This is a genomic window from Streptococcus cristatus, assembly GCF_963529205.1.
GTDB lineage: Bacteria > Bacillota > Bacilli > Lactobacillales > Streptococcaceae > Streptococcus > Streptococcus cristatus_O.
This window is the reverse complement of sequence record NZ_CAURYF010000033.1, coordinates 1-21,316: the sequence shown is the minus strand read 5'-3', so window position 1 is coordinate 21,316 and position 21,316 is coordinate 1. Positions and strand designations below refer to the sequence as shown.

The 21,316-nt window shown below is 41.9% G+C and carries 17 protein-coding genes; 14 read left to right on the top strand and 3 right to left on the bottom strand.

The window, feature by feature from the left end; genetic code table 11:
- The first annotated feature begins 442 nt into the window (after nt 1-442).
- The 5 genes from spxB to RWS39_RS07790 all read left to right on the top strand — a co-directional run bounded on the left by spxB (nt 443) and on the right by RWS39_RS07790 (nt 6,137).
- Entirely contained in the window at nt 443-2,218 is a 1,776-nt protein-coding gene (gene spxB / locus RWS39_RS07810) for a pyruvate oxidase (protein WP_314482173.1), read from the top strand.
- 168 nt (nt 2,219-2,386) lie between these two features.
- The gene (locus RWS39_RS07805) at nt 2,387-2,647 is read left to right on the top strand and encodes a SemiSWEET family transporter (protein ID WP_001291471.1); all 261 of its coding nucleotides are present in this window, start codon (nt 2,387-2,389) and stop codon (nt 2,645-2,647) included.
- 227 nt (nt 2,648-2,874) lie between these two features.
- Nucleotides 2,875-4,314 carry a 6-phospho-beta-glucosidase gene (locus RWS39_RS07800; RefSeq protein WP_314482167.1) on the top strand — a complete coding sequence of 480 codons (1,440 nt, stop codon included), beginning with the start codon at nt 2,875-2,877 and terminating at the stop codon, nt 4,312-4,314.
- 264 nt (nt 4,315-4,578) lie between these two features.
- Complete coding sequence (locus RWS39_RS07795) at nt 4,579-5,259, top strand: response regulator transcription factor (RefSeq protein ID WP_311164761.1); 681 nt, start codon at nt 4,579-4,581, stop codon at nt 5,257-5,259.
- 2 nt (nt 5,260-5,261) lie between these two features.
- A complete protein-coding gene (locus RWS39_RS07790; RefSeq protein ID WP_314482164.1) occupies nt 5,262-6,137 on the top strand; it encodes a sensor histidine kinase in 876 nt (291 codons plus the stop codon).
- 41 nt (nt 6,138-6,178) lie between these two features.
- Here the strand turns inward: RWS39_RS07790 and RWS39_RS07785 are convergent, their stop codons facing one another.
- The 3 genes from RWS39_RS07785 to pabB all read right to left on the bottom strand — a co-directional run bounded on the left by RWS39_RS07785 (nt 6,179) and on the right by pabB (nt 9,924).
- A complete protein-coding gene (locus tag RWS39_RS07785; RefSeq protein ID WP_314482162.1) occupies nt 6,179-6,943 on the bottom strand; it encodes a lantibiotic ABC transporter permease in 765 nt (254 codons plus the stop codon).
- Entirely contained in the window at nt 6,940-7,869 is a 930-nt protein-coding gene (locus RWS39_RS07780) for an ABC transporter ATP-binding protein (protein WP_314482159.1), read from the bottom strand. The genes RWS39_RS07785 and RWS39_RS07780 overlap by 4 nt, the downstream gene beginning before the upstream one ends.
- Nucleotides 7,870-8,202: 333 nt before the next feature.
- Nucleotides 8,203-9,924 (bottom strand): aminodeoxychorismate synthase component I, encoded by a 1,722-nt coding sequence (pabB, locus tag RWS39_RS07775; RefSeq protein WP_314482157.1) that lies wholly within the window; start codon nt 9,922-9,924, stop codon nt 8,203-8,205.
- 131 nt (nt 9,925-10,055) lie between these two features.
- Here pabB and RWS39_RS07770 point away from each other — a divergent pair, with 131 nt between their 5' ends.
- The 9 genes from RWS39_RS07770 (at nt 10,056) to RWS39_RS07730 (ending at nt 20,866) form a co-directional block, all read left to right on the top strand.
- Nucleotides 10,056-10,397, top strand: a complete 342-nt coding sequence (locus RWS39_RS07770) for an insulin activator factor (protein ID WP_314482155.1) — start codon at nt 10,056-10,058, stop codon at nt 10,395-10,397.
- Nucleotides 10,398-10,504: 107 nt separating this feature from the next.
- Nucleotides 10,505-11,599 carry an AI-2E family transporter gene (locus RWS39_RS07765; protein WP_314482152.1) on the top strand — a complete coding sequence of 365 codons (1,095 nt, stop codon included), beginning with the start codon at nt 10,505-10,507 and terminating at the stop codon, nt 11,597-11,599.
- Nucleotides 11,600-12,166: 567 nt separating this feature from the next.
- The gene (locus RWS39_RS07760) at nt 12,167-15,229 is read left to right on the top strand and encodes a type I restriction endonuclease (protein ID WP_314482149.1); all 3,063 of its coding nucleotides are present in this window, start codon (nt 12,167-12,169) and stop codon (nt 15,227-15,229) included.
- Nucleotides 15,229-16,833 carry an HsdM family class I SAM-dependent methyltransferase gene (locus RWS39_RS07755; RefSeq protein ID WP_314482146.1) on the top strand — a complete coding sequence of 535 codons (1,605 nt, stop codon included), beginning with the start codon at nt 15,229-15,231 and terminating at the stop codon, nt 16,831-16,833. The genes RWS39_RS07760 and RWS39_RS07755 overlap by 1 nt, the downstream gene beginning before the upstream one ends.
- Nucleotides 16,826-18,022 carry a restriction endonuclease subunit S gene (locus tag RWS39_RS07750; protein ID WP_314482135.1) on the top strand — a complete coding sequence of 399 codons (1,197 nt, stop codon included), beginning with the start codon at nt 16,826-16,828 and terminating at the stop codon, nt 18,020-18,022. Before RWS39_RS07755 ends, RWS39_RS07750 begins: the two co-directional genes overlap by 8 nt.
- Before the next feature lie 50 nt (nt 18,023-18,072).
- A complete protein-coding gene (locus tag RWS39_RS07745) occupies nt 18,073-18,906 on the top strand; it encodes a hypothetical protein (protein WP_005591212.1) in 834 nt (277 codons plus the stop codon).
- Nucleotides 18,881-19,294, top strand: coding sequence for a hypothetical protein (locus tag RWS39_RS07740; protein WP_314482131.1), 414 nt, complete (start codon nt 18,881-18,883; stop codon nt 19,292-19,294). Before RWS39_RS07745 ends, RWS39_RS07740 begins: the two co-directional genes overlap by 26 nt.
- Nucleotides 19,295-19,449: 155 nt before the next feature.
- A complete protein-coding gene (locus RWS39_RS07735; RefSeq protein WP_314482129.1) occupies nt 19,450-19,788 on the top strand; it encodes a type II toxin-antitoxin system RelE/ParE family toxin in 339 nt (112 codons plus the stop codon).
- Nucleotides 19,781-20,866, top strand: coding sequence for a HigA family addiction module antitoxin (locus RWS39_RS07730; protein ID WP_314482127.1), 1,086 nt, complete (start codon nt 19,781-19,783; stop codon nt 20,864-20,866). The genes RWS39_RS07735 and RWS39_RS07730 overlap by 8 nt, the downstream gene beginning before the upstream one ends.
- Nucleotides 20,867-21,316 lie beyond the last annotated feature (450 nt).

The window sequence follows — 21,316 nt, the reverse complement described above, 5'->3', positions numbered from 1 at the left end:
CTCAATCCAGAACTAGCAGGTCTTGCTATGGCCCTTAGTTCTTTGTCTGTTTTGACTAGCTCGCTGCTTCTCAATGTTGAGAAAATTGATTAAATGAAATAAAAAGTGATACAGAATTTTGTATCGCTTTTTGTTCGATTTCCTACAGCTACAAGTCTTAGAGGTGCATGCAAATTATAATAAAATATCCTATTCTACTATAGCTTGTGAAATTTTCTCAAAAAAGAGCATCTGTTATGTAATAGGGATTGAGTATCTCTGAGCAGATTCTTATACATGTGAATCTCTTTGTGATAAATTAATACTGTAATCGTTTTGTAAATCGTTTTCATGAGAAATGTCAGAAAAACTCATTTTCAAAACGAAACCTGATCGCAAAGATGGAGTAGAAGCGCTATGCTACATTTTTAAAGGATCAATATAGATTTAAAGGAGAGTTATTATGACTCAAGGGAAAATTACTGCATCTGCAGCAATGCTCAACGTATTGAAAACATGGGGCGTAGACACAATCTACGGTATCCCATCAGGAACACTCAGCTCATTGATGGATGCTTTGGCTGAAGACAAAGATATCCGCTTCTTGCAAGTTCGCCACGAAGAAACAGGTGCTCTTGCAGCGGTTATGCAAGCTAAATTCGGTGGCTCAATCGGGGTTGCAGTTGGTTCAGGTGGTCCAGGTGCGACTCACTTGATTAACGGTGTTTACGATGCAGCTATGGATAACACTCCATTCCTTGCTATCCTTGGATCACGTCCAGTTAACGAATTCAACATGGATGCCTTCCAAGAATTGAACCAAAACCCAATGTACAACGGTATCGCTGTCTACAACAAACGTGTAGCTTACGCTGAGCAATTGCCAAAAGTTATTGACGAAGCTTGCCGTGCTGCAGTTTCTAAAAAAGGTCCAGCCGTTGTTGAAATCCCAGTAAACTTCGGTTTCCAAGAAATCGACGAAAACTCATACTACGGTTCAGGTTCATACGAACGTTCATTCATCGCTCCTGCCTTGAACGAAGTTGAAATCGACAAAGCTGTTGAAATCTTGAACAATGCTGAACGCCCAGTTATCTACGCTGGTTACGGTGGTGTTAAAGCTGGTGAAGTGATTACTGAATTGTCACGTAAAATCAAAGCACCAATCATCACAACTGGTAAAAACTTTGAAGCTTTCGAATGGAACTACGAAGGGTTGACAGGTTCTGCTTACCGTGTTGGTTGGAAACCAGCCAACGAAGTGGTCTTTGAAGCAGACACAGTTCTTTTCCTTGGTTCAAACTTCCCATTTGCTGAAGTTTACGAAGCCTTCAAGAACACTGAAAAATTCATCCAAGTGGATATCGACCCTTACAAACTTGGTAAACGCCATGCCCTTGACGCTTCAATCCTTGGTGATGCAGGTCAAGCAGCTAAAGCGATTCTTGACAAAGTAAACCCAGTAGAATCTACTCCATGGTGGCGTGCAAACGTTAAGAACAACCAAAACTGGCGTGATTACATGAACAAACTCGAAGGTAAAACTGAGGGTGAATTGCAATTGTATCAAGTTTACAATGCAATCAACAAACATGCTGATCAAGACGCTATCTATTCAATCGACGTAGGTGACACTACTCAAACATCTACTCGTCACCTTCACATGACACCTAAGAACATGTGGCGTACATCTCCACTCTTTGCGACAATGGGTATTGCCCTTCCTGGTGGTATCGCTGCTAAGAAAGACAATCCAGATCGCCAAGTATGGAACATCATGGGTGACGGTGCATTCAACATGTGCTACCCAGACGTTATCACAAACGTTCAATACGACCTTCCAGTTATCAACGTTGTCTTCTCAAATGGTAAATATGCCTTCATCAAGGACAAATACGAAGACACAAACAAACACTTGTTTGGTTGTGACTTCCCTAACGCGGACTACGCGAAAATCGCTGAAGCGCAAGGAGCTGTTGGATTTACAGTTGACCGTATCGAAGACATCGATGCAGTTGTTGCAGAAGCTGTTAAATTGAACAAAGAAGGTAAAACTGTTGTCATCGATGCTCACATTACTCAACACCGTCCACTTCCAGTAGAAGTACTTGAATTGGATCCAAAACTTCACTCAGAAGAAGCAATCAAAGCCTTCAAGGAAAAATACGAAGCAGAAGAACTCGTACCATTCCGCCTCTTCTTGGAAGAAGAAGGATTGCAATCACGCGCAATTAAATAATTCCTTTGTGGAACTTAAAAAGATCGGAGCAGTCCGGTCTTTTTCTTTGTCCTTTTACTTATCACAAGATTGTGATAGTTTACATCTTCATAACAAAGGGATAAAAGGGCTTGATTGTTTTGGACTATCGTTATAAAATATAACCGAAAAATGAAAGAGGTATTAAAAATGTCTGAAAAACAAATGAAAATTTTGGGATGGGTTGCAACCTTTATGTCCGTAATGATGTATGTGTCCTATTTTCCACAAATCATGAACAACCTAGCGGGCCAAAAAGGGAATTTTATCCAGCCGCTCGTTGCAGCAATTAACTGTAGCCTTTGGGTCTACTACGGCTTGTTCAAAAAAGAAAGAGATATTCCGCTTGCCGCTGCTAATGCACCGGGAATCATTTTTGGACTAGTGACGGCCATCACGGCTTTGATTTAAGAGGAATAAGAGAAGACTTGTTTTCAGTCTTCTTTTTTGTTTTTAGAGAGACCATTGCTTTCATTTGAGAAGCCGATTTCTTTAAAAAACCGAACCCTGAAAATTTGTCGAATAAAACAAAATAGTAGAATAGTATCATTATTTAGCAGTATTTCACAAGTAAAGGTCTGGATATTGGAGTATAATATAAGTAAATGAAGTGGTAAAATAAGAAAGTGAGTAGAGATATGACTGAAAAACTGACTTTTCCGGATGGATTTTTGTGGGGCGGAGCGACAGCTGCCAACCAGTGCGAAGGCGCTTATGATGCGGACGGTCGCGGGCTGGCCAATGTAGATGTGGTGCCGATTGGTGAGGACCGTCTGGCCATCATCACGGGTAAGAAAAAGATGTTTAACTTTGAGGAAGGCTATTTCTACCCAGCTAAGGAAGCTATTGACATGTACCATCGCTTCAAGGAGGACATTGCCCTCTTTGGTGAGATGGGTTTTAAGACCTATCGGCTGTCCATTGCTTGGAGCCGCATTTTCCCTAAGGGGGATGAGCTGGAGCCCAATGAAGCTGGCCTGAAATTTTACGAAGACCTCTTTAAGGAATGCCACAAGTATGGCATTGAGCCCTTAGTGACCATTACTCACTTTGACTGCCCTATGAACTTGATTGAGCAATATGGTGGTTGGCGGAGCCGTAAGATGCTGGAATTTTACGAGCGTCTCTGCCGCACTCTTTTTACCCGCTACAAGGGCTTGGTCAAGTACTGGCTGACCTTCAATGAAATTAACATGATCCTCCATGCACCATTTATGGGGGCGGGGCTCTGCTTTGAAGAAGGTGAAAATGAGGAGCAGGTCAAGTATCAAGCGGCCCATCATGAGTTGGTCGCCTCAGCCATTGCCACCAAGCTGGCTCATGAGATTGACCCGGAAAACAAGGTCGGCTGTATGCTAGCGGCGGGGCAAAATTATCCTAACACCTGCCATCCACGCGATGTATGGGCTGGTATGGAGGAAGACAGGAAAAACTATTTCTTCATTGACGTGCAGGCGCGTGGTGAGTATCCTAACTATGCTAAGAAAGCTTGGGAGCGCGAGGGCATCACTGTCGAAATGACAGAAGAAGACTTGCAGCTGCTTAAGGAGCATACGGTGGACTTCATTTCCTTCTCATACTACTCTAGCCGGGTGGCTTCGGGCGACTCTAAGGTCAATGAGCTGACCGAGGGCAATATCTTTGCTTCTCTCAAGAATCCTTATTTGGAAGCTTCTGAGTGGGGCTGGCAGATTGATCCTCTGGGCTTGCGCATCACGCTTAATACCATCTGGGACCGCTATCAAAAGCCTATGTTTATCGTGGAAAATGGTCTGGGTGCAGTGGATACTCCAGATGAAAATGGCTATGTAGCGGATGACTACCGCATTGACTATCTAGCAGCCCATGTCAAGGCTATGCGGGAAGCCATCAATGAGGACGGCGTGGTGCTTTGGGGCTACACGACCTGGGGCTGTATCGACCTGGTATCAGCCGGCACTGGCGAGATGAAGAAGCGCTATGGCTTTATCTATGTGGACCGGGACAATGAAGGCAAGGGAACGCTCAAGCGCTCCAAGAAAAAATCCTTTGACTGGTACAAGGAAGTCATCGCGACTAACGGAGCATCTGTCAAATAACATCAAGGAGGCTAGGACAAAAGTCCTAGCCTCTCAATTGTCTTTGGATTGTCAAGCAAGACGCAGTGGTTGAGTGGGCTCTATTACGCTGATTTCATCAGCTTTTACAGCCCTACTCAACTGTGCGGAGGTGGGACGACGAAATCGAATTCTAACGAATTACCGATTTCTGTCCCATTCTCTTTCTTTTGCATCGTTTATATTTGATTGACTTGTTGGCTCATCCTTGCTACACTAGTTTTATCAAGCTATTGGAGAATGAGAATGGCCAATCTTTTACTAATTGAAGACAACAATGATATTCATGAGATTTTGAAAAATCTCTTTACGCAGGAGCATGTAGTGTTTTCAGCTTATTCTGGAACCGAGGGACTGCGGATTTTTGCGGAAGAAGAGATTCATCTAGTCCTGCTAGATATTATGCTACCGGGAAAAAATGGCGATGAGGTGCTGAGGGAAATTCGCAAGACCAGTCAGGTGCCGGTGGTCATGCTGACAGCTCTGGGCGAAAAGAGTCTCGTAAGCCAGTATCTGCTGGACGGTGCCAATGATTATATTGTCAAGCCTTTTAATCTAGACGAAGTGGCGGCGCGTGTCACTGTCCAACTGCGAGGCAGTCAGCAGTCTCAGCCCAAGCCTACTGGGGAGACCTTGATCAAAAATATCCGCCTTCTGCCAGATACCTTTGAAATTGCTTCTGGTGACCAGTCCATGCGGCTAGGGAAAAAGGAATTTCAGATTTTCCAGACCTTGCTGGCTCATCCTAAAAAGATTTTTACCAAGGAGGAGCTGTATGAGTCGGTCTGGGAGGAGACCTATCTGCCAGGCGATAATACGCTCAATGCCCATCTCAGCAATCTCCGTAAGAAATTAGCCCAGTTGGATAGTTCGACAGACTATATTGAGACCATTTGGGGTCTGGGCGTGCGGCTCAAGGAGGATTAGCTATGTGGTGGATTGCATGTGTATTGATAATCCTGTTCTTACTAGTCTTTCTCGTTCGCTATCATCTGACGATTCGTAGTCTGACCAGCCAGATCCGTGACAAACGTCGTACAGGAAGTCAGGTTCGCTTGACCCTGAGAGATCAAGCTCCTAGTCTAGTGGCTCTGACTGACGAGGTGGAGCAGCTTTTTCAGGAAATTGATAAGATGTCCTTTGTGACCCAGCAGGAAAAGAAAACCTTGGACATGGCCATCAGCAATATTGCCCACGATATTCGAACGCCGTTGACCATTGCTAGTGGCTATACGCAACAGCTACTCAAAGATGCTGATAAGGAACAGATGGACCAGCAGCTGCAAAAGATTGCGGATAATCTAAGTATGGTATCCAGACGCTTGGAGGCTCTGATGGAATACCGTCGCTTGATGGAAGGAGCTATTCGACCGAAATTGCAGCGGGTAGATTTATCTCAGCTGGTCACCCAGCAACTCTTTGCCTACTATGATGCCTTTCAGCGAGCAGGGATTGATTTAGAGGTGGATTTGTCTGAGAATCTGCTGCTGGAAACGGACAGTGACATCTTTGATCGAATCGTCCAGAACATGCTCAGCAATGTCCTCAAACATGGTCGAGAAACAGCCAGTATCAGTCTGAAAAAAGAAGGACAAAAGGTTATTTTTCAGGTCAAAAATAAGGTTCAGAAGCCCATTTTGCATCTGGATAAACTAACCAATCGCTTCTATTCTGAAAATCTCTCCAGCAGTGAGGAGTCGTCTGGGCTGGGCCTTTATATCACCCAGCAGCTGGTCGAAATCTTAGGTGGTGACTTGACCATTCAAGCAGAGGACGATTGGTTTGAATTGATTGTGGCTTTATAAAAAAGAATCAGCTAGTCAGAAGATTAGCTGATTCTTTGGTTTTAGAGATCTTTTTTCTTGAAAATGAGGAGGCTGCTGCCTAGGAAGAAGACTGCTATGCCAATCGCTACTAAACTAGCTTTCACAACTACAGCCGGATCTGCAGCCATCTCTATTCCAAATTGTAAGGTTAAATAGCGGAACAATTCTATATGAGGATAGAGTAAGACTGGAAAGATGAGCAGGGCGCTTCCGACAAAATAGGTAATAAAGACCGCAGCAATAAAATGACTAAGATAGAGTACGAAGGACACGATACCAATCCAAGCGATTGTCACAATGAGTTGGACGAGAATGGTTAGTAAAAATTGGCCAAAGAATCCTGTCGGAGCTGTCCCAATTCCATTGATAGAGCTAGCGATGATGAAGGATAGCCCTAGCAAGACGATGAATTGGAAGATGGCGACAACAAAGGAGACCAAAGTTTTAGATAGGAAGAACTCCGTCCGTGAAATACCGTGAGCGAGGCTGTTTTTATAAAGCTTGCGGGACAAGTCCACACCTAATAAGAGGCAGACGACAATGAGAGTGAAAAATATAATACTGTCAGAATTTCCAGAGAAATGGGCAAGAGCATTGATACCTGTCATTTTTACTGGTACTTGCTGAGTGATGTTTTGTCCATCCGTTGAGATGGATGTTCCAAATCTGCTGGTAACCTTATAGAGGACGCCGATCAGGATATTGGCTAGTAAAACGAACTCAGTAATCCAAAAGCCCTTGGAGTGGAAGAGACGGTAAAAGTCAGCGCGAATTGTTTGAATCATGATAGACCTCCCTGGTTTTGATCAACTAAATCTGTAAAGAAATTTTCGAGATTTTGTCGTGCATAGTAGATTTCTTGAATGACTAAGTTAGCTGTGACCAACTCTTTTACTATATTGTTGATGTTATGTGAGTGAGTAAAGACATGGATCTCATTGAGAGCGTTGACCACCTTGATGCGGTAGCCTAATTGATCTTGGAGCAGCTGGCTGGCTTCCTCCAAATGGTCCGTTTTCAAGACGATATAATCTTCGCTTTGTTCTTCAAATTCAGCCTTGGAAATTTCCTTGATCATATGACCGTGGTCGATGACGCCAAAGCGCGTAGCTACTAGATAGAGCTCGGATAGGATATGACTGGAAATAACAAAGGTCATGCCCAGCTCTTCATTGAGCTTTTGGACAAGTTGGCGGAATTCCTTGATGCCGACGGGATCTAGTCCGTTGATAGGCTCATCTAAAATCATTAGATCTGGCTTGGATAGTAGGGCGATAGCGATGCCCAAACGTTGCTTCATCCCGAGGGAGAAGTCACGAAATTTCTTTTTGCCAGTGTCCGTCAGGTCTACATAGTTGAGCGTTTCTTGGATGGCCTTATCGGCATTAGGTATCTGGCGCAGTTTGCAGTAGTAATTGAGATTTTCGTAGGCGGTCAAGTGGTTGTGGGCAACGGGCGTTTCAATGACCGAGCCGACCCGCTTGAGGGCTTGTGTCCATTCGGCCTGGTTGCTGGAACCAAAGAGAGACACGGTTCCGTTGTTGGCATGCATCAGCTGGGTCATAATTTTGATCAGAGTGGTTTTACCAGCTCCGTTTTTACCGATGAGACCGTAAATATCTCCTTTTTTGATGGTCAGATTGACATCGCTCAGAGCCTGTTGTTGGCCGAACTTTTTGCTGACCCCTTGTAAAACTAAAATATTTTCCATGGTTTTACTTCTCCTTTTTGATTTATTCTTGGAAATCCTTTCCTCACTACCTAGTATATCGGACACTTATTAAGTATTCATCAAGCATTTCTAAAATATTTCTAAAATCTTGAAATAGCAGTCATACTTCTTGTCTCAGCAGACTGGAACCCATAGAAAAGAGAGTGGGACAGAAATCGGTAATTGGTTAGAATTTGATTTCGTCGTCCCACCTCCGCACAGTTGAGTAGGGCTGTAAAAGCTGATGAAATCAGCCTAGTAGAGCCCACTCAACCACTGCGTCTTGCTCGACAATCCAAAGACAATTGAGAGGCTAGGACTTTTGTCCCAGCCTCAATCATCTATTTCTAATTCATAAAGGCCTCGTAGCGCGTTGCAGGCGTAGATTTTTTCTGCTGATTTTAAGTCGTCTAGGCTGAGAATTTTTTCTGTGACCTGACCTGTTGCCAAGAGATGCTGGCGGTAGATACCGTTTAAGAGACCTAGCTCGACTGGTGGCGTGTAGAGGTGACCATCCAGCTGGAGAACTAGGTTACCGATGGAGCTTTCCAGTAGCTGGCCTTGGGCATTGTAGTAAATCTGCTCCTGCTGGCCTAGGCTTAGGTGTGGCCGATAGCTGGTTTTAAAGTAGGTGAAAGGCTGCTGCAAGTTGGCATTTTGTGGGACGAGAATGGCCCTGCAGAAAGCTTCTGGGAGTGCTTGCAGCTTTTCTAGCTGGCAGGTCGCTTTTCCAGATTTGGCGATGGAAATCCGCAGGCGGTAGTCCGTACTTGGATCCAGTTTTGCTAGACTTTGGTTCAATTTTGCCTTTAGTTTTTCCTCATCAAATGGATAAGCAAAGTAACGGGCAGATTCTCGTAGACGCTTCAGATGTTGGTCTTGGAAGGTCAGGCTGCCTTTCTCAATCTTTCCTGTCGTAACTAGGTCAAATTGGGGATTTTTCCGATAAAGAACAGCTGATTTTTGCTGGGTTTCGATATACTCGGATTTCCATGTGCTATCCCAAGTGATGCCGCCCCCGACACCGTAGATAGCTTTGCCAGCCTCAAGCTGAATGGTGCGGATGGCCACATTGAAAATCCGTCTTTGGTCTGGTAGGCAGATACCAACTGTACCGCAGTAGACACCGCGGGCGGCTTTTTCGGTCGCCTTGATGATAGCCATGGTCGAAATCTTTGGAGCACCAGTGATAGAGCCGCACGGAAAGAGGGCATTAAAAATGTCTCCTAGGCCAATCTCAGGTCGCAGCTGGCTTTTGATGGTGGAGGTCATTTGCCAGACAGTGGAATACTGCTCGACCTGACACAGCTGCTCGACTCGCTCGCTCCCAATCTCTGAAATGCGGTTCATGTCGTTGCGCAGCAAGTCAACGATCATCATATTTTCCGCTCGGTTTTTAGGATCCTGACGTAGCCAGTCCGCTTGCTCCAAGTCTGCAGCGACTGTCAGACCGCGATTGGTAGTCCCTTTCATTGGCCGTGTTGTCAGCTCGCCTCGGTGCTCCTCGAAAAAGAGCTCAGGACTGATGGATAAGACTGCCTGATGATCGTGCTCTACATAGGCATTATAGGCGGCGTTTTGCTCGACGACCAGACGGTTGTAGATAGCCCAGCTGTCCTGCGGATTGAGCTCTGCGCCTAGCTGCACCGTGTAGTTGACCTGATAGGTATCGCCCTGACGGATATGGTGGTGAATGGTTCCGATGGCCTTTTCATACTCTTGCTCAGTCGTTAGGCTCTGCCATTGCGCTGGCATATCTACCTCGTCGTAAGCCAAAGGGAATGGGGCTTCATCAGCTCTGTCATGAATGGTAAAGTAAATCAGGTACTCGCCCAGCAGAGGGCTTTTGTGGACCTGGAGTTTTTCCTCAAAAGCAGGAGCCGCTTCGTAGCTGACATAGCCGACTGCATAAAATCCCTTTTTCTGCCAGTCCTCTACTTCTTGCAGAATCGCTCTGACTTCAGCCAACTCGCGTGTTTTGAGCTCTTTGATGGGCTGGCTGAAAATCAAGCGCCGACCCAGTTCTTTAAAATCAATAACTGTTTTCTTGTGCATGAGTTTATTGTATCATAAGATAATTTGAATGAAAACGGATTTATCGGATGAGACACTCATTCTTTTGTAATAGTTGACAAATTAGAAAGTGGCTCGGTATACTATTTTAAAAAAGAAAGAGTGAGATGCTTATGAAATCAAACAAATTGCTGTGGATAAATGGAATTGTTGGCATTTTAGGAGGCCTTCAGATCATTTACGCTTCTTTAAATAGATGGCACTGGGAAATTATTTATTCGGTTCCCACACTGGTTGAAAACCCTGGCTGGGGTGATATGGTTGTATTGACCAGCTGGCTGCTTTTGGGACTTTCTATAGTCGGAATGTATCACTATAGCAACGACCCAAGAGTCAATAAGACGAGTCATGAGCTTCTATTCTGCGCCTCTATCATGGGCTTTATTCCTTTTCTAGCTATATTTGCAGGCCTTCTATCAATAGGAGCTGGGGTTCTCTATCTTCAAGATTTTTAAAAATTTAAGAGTGATGGCAAAGTTGACTGACCCATGTTTCCTCCTGCTCGAAAGACCTTGAAAATTATGATAAAATAAGGAAATGACAAAACTGTAAAGGAGGCTTTATGAAAAAAATAAATGAATCTTATAAACTAATCGTCTTTGCGGCGCTTGCTCTGGCTCTGGTTCTCTACATTGGAAATATCTGGTCTGGCCTGCAGAGTCTGACTTCGGTATTTTCACCCATTATACTGGGTGGAGTTCTAGCCTTTATCTTTAATGTGCCCATGAAGAAGCTGGAAGACCTCTTGGACAAATGCCGAGTCCCTCAGAAATTGCAGCGCGGTTTGGCCCTGGTTTTAGAGGTGCTGATTTTAGCTCTCATTATGACAGGGATTGTTTCTATTGTCGTGCCGACTCTGACCACAGCGGTCAATCAGCTGAGCGCGACCATCGGAAAGGTAGCGCCTCAGCTAGCCAAGTGGTTGCAGCAGTCTGGCTTGCTTTCCTCTAGCCAACTGCAAGATTTGACCAAGCAACTGCAAAACAGCGGCATTGTCAACAGAGCCATCTCTCTTCTGGGCAGTCTGACAGGCAATATTTCTGCTATTTTTGGTAATTTCTTCTCTGTCATTATGTCCATCTTTCTTATGTTTGCCTTCTTGAGCAGCAAGGAGCATTTGCAGACGATCACGATCCGTCTTTTGCAGGTTCTGCTTCCTGAGAAGGCTGTGAAACGCCTATCCTATGTCGGTTCTGTCATTGTTGAGACCTATGATAAGTTCCTGATGGGGCAGATGATTGAGGCCGTCATTGTCGGTGTCTTGGTCTTTATCGCCTATTCTCTGACAGGTCTGCCTTATGCGGCCCTGACAGGGGTTTTGGCTGGAGTACTCTCTTTCATTCCCTACATAGGGCCTTTCTCTGCTTGTGCTCTGGGTGCTATCTTTATCTTCACCGACAGCCCTTGGAAAGCCCTTCTTTCTATCGCAGTCTTTCAGCTTGTGCAGCTGATTGAGGGGAACATCATCTATCCGCGCGTGGTCGGCCAGTCCGTCGGTCTCCCAACTCTCTTCACCCTTGCTGCAGCCCTGATTGGGGGTAACCTCTTTGGTTTGGTCGGCATGATTTTCTTCACGCCTATCTTTGCAGTTATCTACCGTTTGGTCAGAGAGTTTGTTGTGGAGAAGGAGGAGGCTGAAGGGGACACAAGTAGGTGAAAAAATGAAGTTTAGTGGCTTTATTTTGATGCCTGTTTTTGCTCCTGATTCTGCCAAAAGATCCTCTAAAAGGAAGTGTCATAGAAACATCTGGTACCAAAGGCTATCAATTATTAAATAATGGGAGTGGATAGAAGTTCTCTTTGATAATGTTTCTGCAGATTGCTTTTCTTTATCTAGAGACTTCTATTTAGGTATATTTAAAAAGTTTATAAATGCCCCCCAAAAAGTTAGATACAAAAATCTAACTTTTTGGGGTGTTTTATTATGACATTTACTTATCTTATAAGGACAAAGGTCAGACCTATAGTCTACGAAAACAAGGAATCAGCTCTTAGATACTTAATCCGATTTATGAAACGTCACGAAATAGAAAATGCTAAGAATGGGGAAATTCTCACTATTCTTCTGAATTGAAGAAATAAATAATAGACGAAAGATTTGACTTGCTACAGAAGGGGAAGTAGATGATGGGATTCTAACTTTAAATGTGTTACAATGAGATTAGTATAGAATTTGGAAATATCATAATATGAATATTTTAATTAAAGTATAAGAAGGTTTTTAATGGCAAAACGAAAAGATTTTTCTGAATTAACGAGAGTACAAATCCCAGCAGCACTGCACTTGATGCGACTGGGTTATACTTACCTGCCTCACAATGGTAAGATTTTAAATGAAAGAGATCCTGAAACAAATATTCTGGTATCTATTTTTAGAGAGCAATTTTTAAAATTCAACAATTATGCAACTGATGAAGATGTTGACCGAGAACTGAGTAATATTAAGTTGGAACTAGATCAAAATGATTTAGGGCGTTCTTTCTTTAAACGATTGCAAGGTCAGGGAAATACCGTATATATTGACTGGGAAAATCCAGAAGCTAACACCTTCCATCTGGCACTGGAAGTGACCTGTCACAATGGTCAGGATGAGTTCCGTCCAGATGTAGTTGTGTTTATCAACGGACTCCCCCTTTCTTATATCGAAGTCAAACAGCCAAATGCTATCCGAGATGGCAAGACGGGGATTCAGTCAGAGCAGGATAGAACCCGATATCGTTTTGAGAATCGCAAGTTCCGTCGCTTCAATAACATTACTCAATTGATTGCGCTCTCTGATAATTTGCCTTATATCAATGGACAGGGGCAGCAAAAACAGGGTTCCTATTACGGTTCAAACGCCTATTCAAAAACAAAATTTAATGCTTTCAAGGAAGAAAGAGAAGTAGATTTTCTGCATTCAATTGGACCTTTAACAGACGAACAAATTGACTTCGTCCTTGAAGATATGAAGCGCTTTGCCCTCAAGTCCCAGCCAGAATTCACAACAAACCTGAACCCTGACACACCTTGTAATGCCTTTCTAACTTCTTTGTATCAGAAAGAACGTTTGCTCTTTCTGCTTCGCTTTGGTCTTGTCTATGTAGAAGAAGAGAGTAAGGACGGTCAGATGCAACTGCAGAAGCACGTCATGCGCTATCCCCAGTATTTTGCAACACGTGCTATCGAAGAAACGATCGCAAAAGGTGTCAAGAAAGGGGTTATCTGGCATACCCAAGGTTCAGGTAAGACTGCCTTGACTTTCTTCAATATTCGCTATCTAACCAACTATTTCTCAAAAGAGGGAATCGTTCCTCAGTTTTACTTTGTCGTTGATCGTTTGGACTTGGCAGACCAAGCCTTTAAGGAATTCACCAAACGAGGACTCAAGGTCAAGCGCATTAATAACCCACAAGAACTAAATCAGAAACAAGATGGCTATGATGTCGCTGTGGTCAATATCCAGAAGTTTAAGGATGATTCAGATCTGACAGATCGCTCTGGCTATGATCTCAATCGCCAAAATATCTACTTTATCGATGAAGCCCACCGTTCTTACAATGAACGAGGTTCCTACCTGCCAAATCTCTATCAGGCAGATACCAATGCCATTAAGATTGCCTTAACTGGAACCCCCTTGATCACATACAAGAAAGATGGGAAGACCAAGGAAAGTCATGCGACCACGCGTGATATCTTTGGGGACTATATTCATAAATACTACTACAACCAGTCTATCGATGACGGCTTTACCCTACGCCTGATGCGAGAAGATATCGAGACCTCCTATAAGGACAATCTCAGATCCATCAACGAAGAAATCCAACGAGGTGACCTGTCCAAGGAAGATATCTTTGCCCATCCTCACTATGTGGAGCCTATGCTAGACTTTATCATCGAGGACTTCAATCGTGCTCGTGATTTGGTCTTTGATGACCAGACCATCGGTGGCATGATCGTCTGTGACTCGTCCAAGCAGGCGCGTGAGCTTGAAAAGCAATTAGAAGAACGACGTCAAGCTGGCTCAACCACGTTGACTTCCGCTCTCATCCTCCATGATGAGGGAGACAAGGAAGAGAAGAAGAACAAGGTAGATGCCTATAAGGAAGGTAAGATTGACCTCATCATCGTCTACTCTATGCTTCTGACAGGATTTGATGCACCTCGTCTCAAGCGCCTCTACCTAGGGCGCAAGATCAAGGCTCACAATCTTTTACAAACACTAACCCGTGTCAATCGCCCATACAAGGACTATCTCTTTGGCTATGTCATCGACTTTGCGGATATCTCAAAAGAGTTTGACAAGACCAATCGTGCTTATTTGGAAGAACTTAACCAAGAATACGATATCACTCTGACAGGAGAAAATGGCGAGGATATCTTTGGTTCTCTCTTTGTGCCAGCAGATGAGATTGCGCAAGAGTTGAGCAAGACCAAGCATGTCCTCCTGGACTATCCGACGGGAAATCTGGAGTTCTTTTCACAGGCTATCAATGATATCAAGGATAGAAAGCAGTTAAATGAGTTACGGAAAGCCCTAGAATCGGTCAAGCAGTACTATAACGTTGCACGCTTACTGGGCTATGATCAATTGCTCCAGCAGATCGATATCGCACAGATTGCAACCCTGCTCAATATCATCTCTAGACGCTTGCTGACCCTGTCCTTGATGGATAAACCAGACGAGTTTTCAAGCCGTACCCTTCTAAACTTAGCCATGTCTGAAACTAGTTTTAGCTTTATCAAGATTGCTGAGGAAGAGCTCCGTCTTGCTGCCAATGACTTGGACGACTTAAAACGCCGAGTCGCTGGAGGAATCCAAGGCCAACGTGATGAAAAAGATCCTGAGTGGGTCTCTCTCTACGAAGAATTCCAGCGCATCATGAAAAAACACTTGATTCATGGGCAAGAAGGCTTCACCATGGAAAATATCAAGGAAACCCAAAAAGACTACGAAGAACTCTTTAAGTCCGTGGAAGACTATCGTACTCGTATGAGACGCTTAACCATGAACTTTAACGGAGATGAGATGGCAGCGCGTTCCTACAAGCATGTGACCAACTCGACCATGGTCAGTGACTTCCCTGCTATCTACCATGTCATCAAGGGTTCTAAAGTCAGACTAGACCGTAAAATCGGTCAAAACCAAGGAGTGCTCGATAACGAGGACTTCCTCAAGAAAATGATTCGAGAAGAAGCTCGGATTGAAATGAAAACCCACCAATCTGCAAGTGGTTTGACAAGAGAGGATTTTAACTATATCGTTGAGTCACTATTTGAAGGATATGAAGAGGAATACCAACACTAATGAATGAAACGTACAAAGTCCAAGTCCAAGGCTTGGTAGATGATTTGAAAGCCGTCTTTACCCATGCGGGACTAGGAGGAGAAGCGGGTGAGTATAAACTCCTCACCCAGTCCTTCCTCTACAAATTTTTAAACGACAAATTTTTGTATCAAGCCAAGGTCCTAGATGAGTCCAACACCTATGAAAACTTGCTAGCCATGAGTGAAGAAGACTACGACTGGCTCTTGGAGGATATCGGTACCAGCGCGGCCTGGCTCAAGCCAGACCAGTTGATAGAAAGTCTCCACCGTCAGCAAAACGAGGCGACTTTCTACGAAACTTTTGAGAACACTCTCAACCAAATCGCCATTGACAATAATGATATTTTCTCTGTTCATACGGACGGAGATACGGCAATTCGTCTCTTTGATGAGCGCCTGATTACTGATACCATCTCAGATAGTAGTAAGCGTAACGAGGTGGCAAAAGCCATCATCAATCACCTTACTCGAGTGAAGTTTGATGATACCATTTTTTCACAAGGTTTCGACTTTTTCTCTACCCTCTTTGAGTACATGATTAAGGACTATAACAAAGACGGTGGAGGAAAGTATGCCGAGTACTACACGCCTCACTCTGTGGCTAAGATTATCGCTGATATCCTTGTGGGAAATGAGCAACCATCAAACGTGCGTATCTATGACCCGTCAGCTGGTTCTGGAACCTTGCTGATGAACCTGGCTAGTCGTATCGGTGTGAATAAGACCACTGTTTATAGTCAGGATATCTCACAAAAATCATCTAATCTCCTCCGTCTCAATCTGATCTTGAATGGACTGCAACACTCCATCCATAATATCGTACAGGGAAATACCATCATCGCCAATCGTCACCCTGAAAAAATGGACTATATCGTGTCTAACCCGCCTTTCAGGTTGGACTTTTCAGAGTGGCGTGACCGAGTGGAGACCTTGCCAGAAGCTAGTGAGCGTTTCTTTGCAGGAGTGCCAAAGGTTCCAGCTAAGTCTAAGGATAAGATGGCGATTTACGAGCTCTTTGTTCAGCATATCATCTACTCTCTGAAGCCAGACGGTCAAGCAGCTGTTGTCTTACCGACAGGATTTATCACGGCCCAGTCAGGGATTGATAAGGCTATCCGTAAACACTTGGTGGACAATCAGATGCTGGCGGGTGTCGTTTCCATGCCGTCCAATATCTTTGCGACGACAGGTACCAACGTCTCCATCCTCTTTATCGATAAGAAAAACAAGGGCGATGTCGTCCTCATCGATGCCTCAAACCTCGGAACCAAGGTCAAGGAAGGCAAGAACCAAAAGACCGTGCTTTCTCCTGAGGAAGAGCAGAAGATCGTCGAGACCTTTATCAAGAAAGAAGCCGTTGAGGACTTTTCTGTCACCATCTCTTATGAGGACATCAAGGAGAAAAACTACTCTCTCAGCGCAGGCCAATACTTTGACATCAAGATCGACTATGTAGATATCACAGCAGAAGAGTTTGAAGCCAAGATGACCGCCTTTCAAGACAAGCTCTCAGATCTTTTTCAGCAATCGCATGAATTGGAGCAGGAGATTAAAGAGCAAATGAAGGGGTTGAAGTATGAGTGAAGTTACTTGGGAAATAACAAGTTTATCTGAACTAGGGACATTTAGCAGAGGTAAGTCTAAACATAGACCTAGGAATGATATAAAACTATTTGAAGGTGGCACATATCCCTTGGTACAAACAGGCGATGTTAAAGCTGCTAATCTCTATATAACTAAGAATGATTCGTATTACAATGATTTTGGACTAAAACAAAGTAAGTTATGGCCGGCTGGTACACTCTGTATCACTATAGCGGCCAATATTGCTGAAACAGCAATTTTATCTTATCCAATGTGTTTTCCTGATAGTATTGTGGGATTTAATGCAAATCCTGAAAAAAGTAGTGAATTATTTGTGTACTATTTCTTTGAATTTATTAAGAAAGAAATCCAAAAATCTGCTAGCGGAAGTATCCAAGATAATATAAATATTGACTATTTATCAAAAATGAGAATCAAAGTTCCTGAAAAAGATTATCAGGATAAGATAGTTGAAGTACTATCTTCAATTGATAAAAAGATTCTTTTAAATAACCAAATCAACCAAGAGTTGGAAGCCATGGCTAAGACCCTCTATGACTACTGGTTTGTGCAGTTTGATTTCCCAGACCAGAATGGCAAACCCTACAAATCATCAGGCGGAAAGATGGTCTATCACCCAGAACTCAAACGCGAAATCCCAGAAGGGTGGGGAGTGGAGAGTGTTGGTAACTTATTAGATAAAGTTACTAAAGCTGAAAAGATTGAAAATAATTCAATTGAATTTATAGGAGAAATACCTGTTATCGATCAGAGTCAAAAATATATTGCAGGTTTTACGAATAATGAAAATGGCTTAATCCAACCTCAAAATGGACATGTAATATTTGGTGATCACACTAGGGTAGTAAAATATATAAATTTTGATTATGCCAGAGGAGCTGATGGCACTCAAGTCTTAATTTCAAAGAATGAGAATATTTCAAATGTATTACTTTATCACATGATTGAAGATTTTGATTTATCAAATTATGGATATGCTAGACACTTCAAATTTCTAAAAGAGAAAATTGTTATAGTTCCTAATAAAGAAGTATCGTCAAAATTTGAAACACAGGCAAATGTTATTTATGAAAAAATTAAGAACAATATTTTTGAAATCCAAGAACTCACCCAACTTCGCGATTGGCTCTTGCCAATGCTGATGAATGGACAGGTGAAGGTGGAGTAGAGGAAATAGCAGTTAGAATTATAAAGTCGAAAGAATTTGAGGGCAAATAAATGTCAGAGCTTACTTTTTCTATATGGAAACCATTTATTAAAAGTGAAAAAAGAGGGGAGCGGTGGTTACAGCCTATTTTAAAGACTTTTGATAAGTTGACCCCATGTGATTTAAAACACGAAAAAGGGTTATATCATCTAGAGGTTGATAAAAATAAGCATTATGTTTTTATAGTTATAGAATCTGGAAAGTTAGAGCCCAGAGATACTACTGTAACGGACTACTATACAAATCAAAAACGCGAAAATCCTAAATCAGAAACGGAGTTGGAGTTTTTGAAGCAATTCTTTGTCTTATTTGATTTAGATAATAATTTATTGTACTTTTCGGATGTGAGACACCGTAATTTGCTAGAAAAAATTCTTAAAGATACGACAGGGGTTGAGTTTAGTATAAAAGGTTTTTACGAAGATAAAGAGGAATTTTTAAAAATATTATCTAGTGTTGATGAAATTCAATTTACTTCAAAAGATGATATTTTTTCAACTTTATCACAAAAACGCGAAGCTTTATATGATTTATTCGAAACTGATGGTTTAAAAGATATAACTCTGAACGTAAAACTCTCTAGTATGAAAATAAATAACATCAAAGCATTTCTCAGAAAAATTGTAAAAGAGTCTGAGAATCATCAACTTTCTGGTATTTTAATTAGAGGAAACGATGATGCTGGATTTGAACATGTGTTTAACCGTGGTACTTTTATCAAAAAGATTTCAATTAATGTCGAGAAACAACAGGCAACTGGGAAATTTTTAGGTTCAGAGGTAAAAGATATTTTGCTTAAAGAAATAGAGAGTTTGGCAAATGAGAAAGTTACGAAGAAAAGATAGAATTGTTTCTGGTGGTATTTTAGTAGTAAGTCTGTTTGTATCATATTTATTAAGGGACTATGTGCTACTAAATCATAGTGATACGGTATCTTTTATTTCTGTAATCACGGGGTTCTTACTTTCTGCTATTGCTATACTGTATTCTTCTCCTATGCGATCTGTTTTATATGATAAGAAATCAGACGTTTATTCATCAAAATGGGAAGAAATAATTGTTAGATATTTCTATACGTTTGTAGTTAGTTTACTTTATATGATGGAGTTATCTTTAAATATTAATTGTATTCCAAATTTTATAAATGTAGGTTTTTTACTAAGTATTGTAATTATAATAATTATAGTTACTCAAGGATTGTTTAAATTGCTTTTAGTTGAGATAAATGATTAAATTTTTTGAATTTAATTTTTATCATATTACAAAATTTAATGTCGTATTTTTGTATTCATCATCCCAGCCAAATTAACTTTTGGCTGGTTTTTATTGTCTAAAGATGCTATAATTAAATTACCTAAAAGGTAATTTAATTTAACAGAAAGGGACTTATGAAGCTTATCTATACAAACAAAACTGTTAAAAAGCAGTGCACAGAGCTGAGGCGAGCGAAAAAATATTTTTCGGATAAGGTTGCTGTAAAGTTGCATCAGTTGATCAACTTTTTGGAAGCGGCGGATTCTTTAGCTAGTGTGATCGCTTTTCCTAAATATCACTTTCACCAACTCAAGGGAAAGAGACAGGGACAGTTTGCTTTGGATATAGACGGTCGAAAGAGTTCCTATCGTTTGATTGTAGAATTTCGTGACGAGGATCTAGAGAAGGTTTTTCCTAGTCCCATTGAAATCGAAATCCTAAAAATAGAGGAGGTCAGCAATCACTATGAGTAATAAAATTGTTGAATACAAAGACCTGATTGCTTTTCATCCAGGTCAGTATGTTGAGGAGTTGATTGAAGATTATAATGTAACGCAAAAAGAATTTGCGGAGCGTTTGGGAGTTTCTGCAAAGACTGTCAGCAAACTCGTCAATGCTGAGGAATCCATTAGTAAGGAAACTGCTCATAAGTTAGCTAAGCTAAGCGGAGTTTCCATGCAAACCTGGCTCAATCTTCAGAATACTTACGATGTAAAGGTTGCAGAGATTGCAGAACAAAGAGAGCTAGAAGAAGGTAGCGAGAAAGAAATCTGTGAGATGATTGACTTCAAGTATTTTAAGGAAGAAGGCTACGTTCCAGACAAACGCTATACCTTGAAAGAAAAGATTGTCGAGCTTCGAAAGCTACTAGGTGTGGCGAATTTAAAAAACCTCACGACTTTCAACCATCTAGTTAGCTACCGTAATACACGTGAGTTTACGCCTAAAAGTATAGTAAACTCCAATATCATGCTGGAGTTGGCATCTAAAAAAGCGCGTGATAAAACGACTACCAAGCTCAATCGTAGAAAGTTAGAGAGAAGCCTACCTGCTTTGAGAAAGTTGACCAGACAAGATCCAGAGGTCTTTCCTCAACGCTTGTCTGACATCTTGCTAGACTGTGGTGTTGTTCTAGTCGGTCTACCTGCTTTGGCAAATGCTAATCTGAATGGCGCTACAAAAAAATTTAGCAATGGTAGTGCCTTGCTATTATTGACAGACCGAAACAAGGCATCCGATATTTTCTGGTTCTCACTTTTCCATGAGATTGGACACATTTTACAGAACGATTTTTCATCTGAAGACGGAAACAGTGACTCATACCGACGTTCTGAGGAACAGGCAGACCAGTTTGCAAAAGATTTCTTGATTAGACCTGAAGACTATCAAACTTTTGTAGAAAAAGGAAACTTTGATAAGTCAGACATCCTTCAATTTGCTGAGGAAATAGATACTCACCCGAGTATTGTTCTAGGAAGATTACAAAATGAGGGCATTCTCAGTTTCGATCGTTTCCGAGAACTAAAAGAAAATTATTACTTTGTATCCTAAGTGTCAGGAAATTTTTAGAAGATGAAAAGATGCTTAAAGTTTAGTATGGTTAACAGTGGACTCCAATTGATTCGCTCATTTTATTAAAAAGCGATAAGAAAAATCAAAAATATCAAAATTTAGATAACCTATAGTCTTTTCTAATAACAAGCCATAGTTGTTTACAAGAATTAGCGATAGCCTGTTTTAATCTATAAACTAGTATGTAACTTAAAAACAAGCAAAAAAAGGGATTTGGGACACTTGTCTTAAATCTTTTTCTTTTGTATATAATAGTGATATAGTTTTAAACTATATCAAACTCTGGGAAATTCCAATTATACAGACGGGTTCTTTTCTGTTAAGATAGTCTCAACAACAATTTTTGGAGGACGTTTATGTCAACGACTATCATTGGTTTCCCTCGTTTGGGTGAATTCCGCGAATTAAAATTTACAACTGAAAAATACT

What these genes read in the sequence shown, in the direction of transcription:
- spxB (WP_314482173.1), top strand. Translation starts at nt 443, where the DNA reads ATGACTCAAGGGAAAATTACTGCATCTGCAGCAATGCTCAACGTATTG.
- RWS39_RS07805 (WP_001291471.1), top strand. Translation starts at nt 2,387, where the DNA reads ATGTCTGAAAAACAAATGAAAATTTTGGGATGGGTTGCAACCTTTATG.
- RWS39_RS07800 (WP_314482167.1), top strand. Translation starts at nt 2,875, where the DNA reads ATGACTGAAAAACTGACTTTTCCGGATGGATTTTTGTGGGGCGGAGCG.
- RWS39_RS07795 (WP_311164761.1), top strand. Translation starts at nt 4,579, where the DNA reads ATGGCCAATCTTTTACTAATTGAAGACAACAATGATATTCATGAGATT.
- RWS39_RS07790 (WP_314482164.1), top strand. Translation starts at nt 5,262, where the DNA reads ATGTGGTGGATTGCATGTGTATTGATAATCCTGTTCTTACTAGTCTTT.
- RWS39_RS07785 (WP_314482162.1), bottom strand. Translation starts at nt 6,943, where the DNA reads ATGATTCAAACAATTCGCGCTGACTTTTACCGTCTCTTCCACTCCAAG.
- RWS39_RS07780 (WP_314482159.1), bottom strand. Translation starts at nt 7,869, where the DNA reads ATGGAAAATATTTTAGTTTTACAAGGGGTCAGCAAAAAGTTCGGCCAA.
- pabB (WP_314482157.1), bottom strand. Translation starts at nt 9,924, where the DNA reads ATGCACAAGAAAACAGTTATTGATTTTAAAGAACTGGGTCGGCGCTTG.
- RWS39_RS07770 (WP_314482155.1), top strand. Translation starts at nt 10,056, where the DNA reads ATGAAATCAAACAAATTGCTGTGGATAAATGGAATTGTTGGCATTTTA.
- RWS39_RS07765 (WP_314482152.1), top strand. Translation starts at nt 10,505, where the DNA reads ATGAAAAAAATAAATGAATCTTATAAACTAATCGTCTTTGCGGCGCTT.
- RWS39_RS07760 (WP_314482149.1), top strand. Translation starts at nt 12,167, where the DNA reads ATGGCAAAACGAAAAGATTTTTCTGAATTAACGAGAGTACAAATCCCA.
- RWS39_RS07755 (WP_314482146.1), top strand. Translation starts at nt 15,229, where the DNA reads ATGAATGAAACGTACAAAGTCCAAGTCCAAGGCTTGGTAGATGATTTG.
- RWS39_RS07750 (WP_314482135.1), top strand. Translation starts at nt 16,826, where the DNA reads ATGAGTGAAGTTACTTGGGAAATAACAAGTTTATCTGAACTAGGGACA.
- RWS39_RS07745 (WP_005591212.1), top strand. Translation starts at nt 18,073, where the DNA reads ATGTCAGAGCTTACTTTTTCTATATGGAAACCATTTATTAAAAGTGAA.
- RWS39_RS07740 (WP_314482131.1), top strand. Translation starts at nt 18,881, where the DNA reads ATGAGAAAGTTACGAAGAAAAGATAGAATTGTTTCTGGTGGTATTTTA.
- RWS39_RS07735 (WP_314482129.1), top strand. Translation starts at nt 19,450, where the DNA reads ATGAAGCTTATCTATACAAACAAAACTGTTAAAAAGCAGTGCACAGAG.
- RWS39_RS07730 (WP_314482127.1), top strand. Translation starts at nt 19,781, where the DNA reads ATGAGTAATAAAATTGTTGAATACAAAGACCTGATTGCTTTTCATCCA.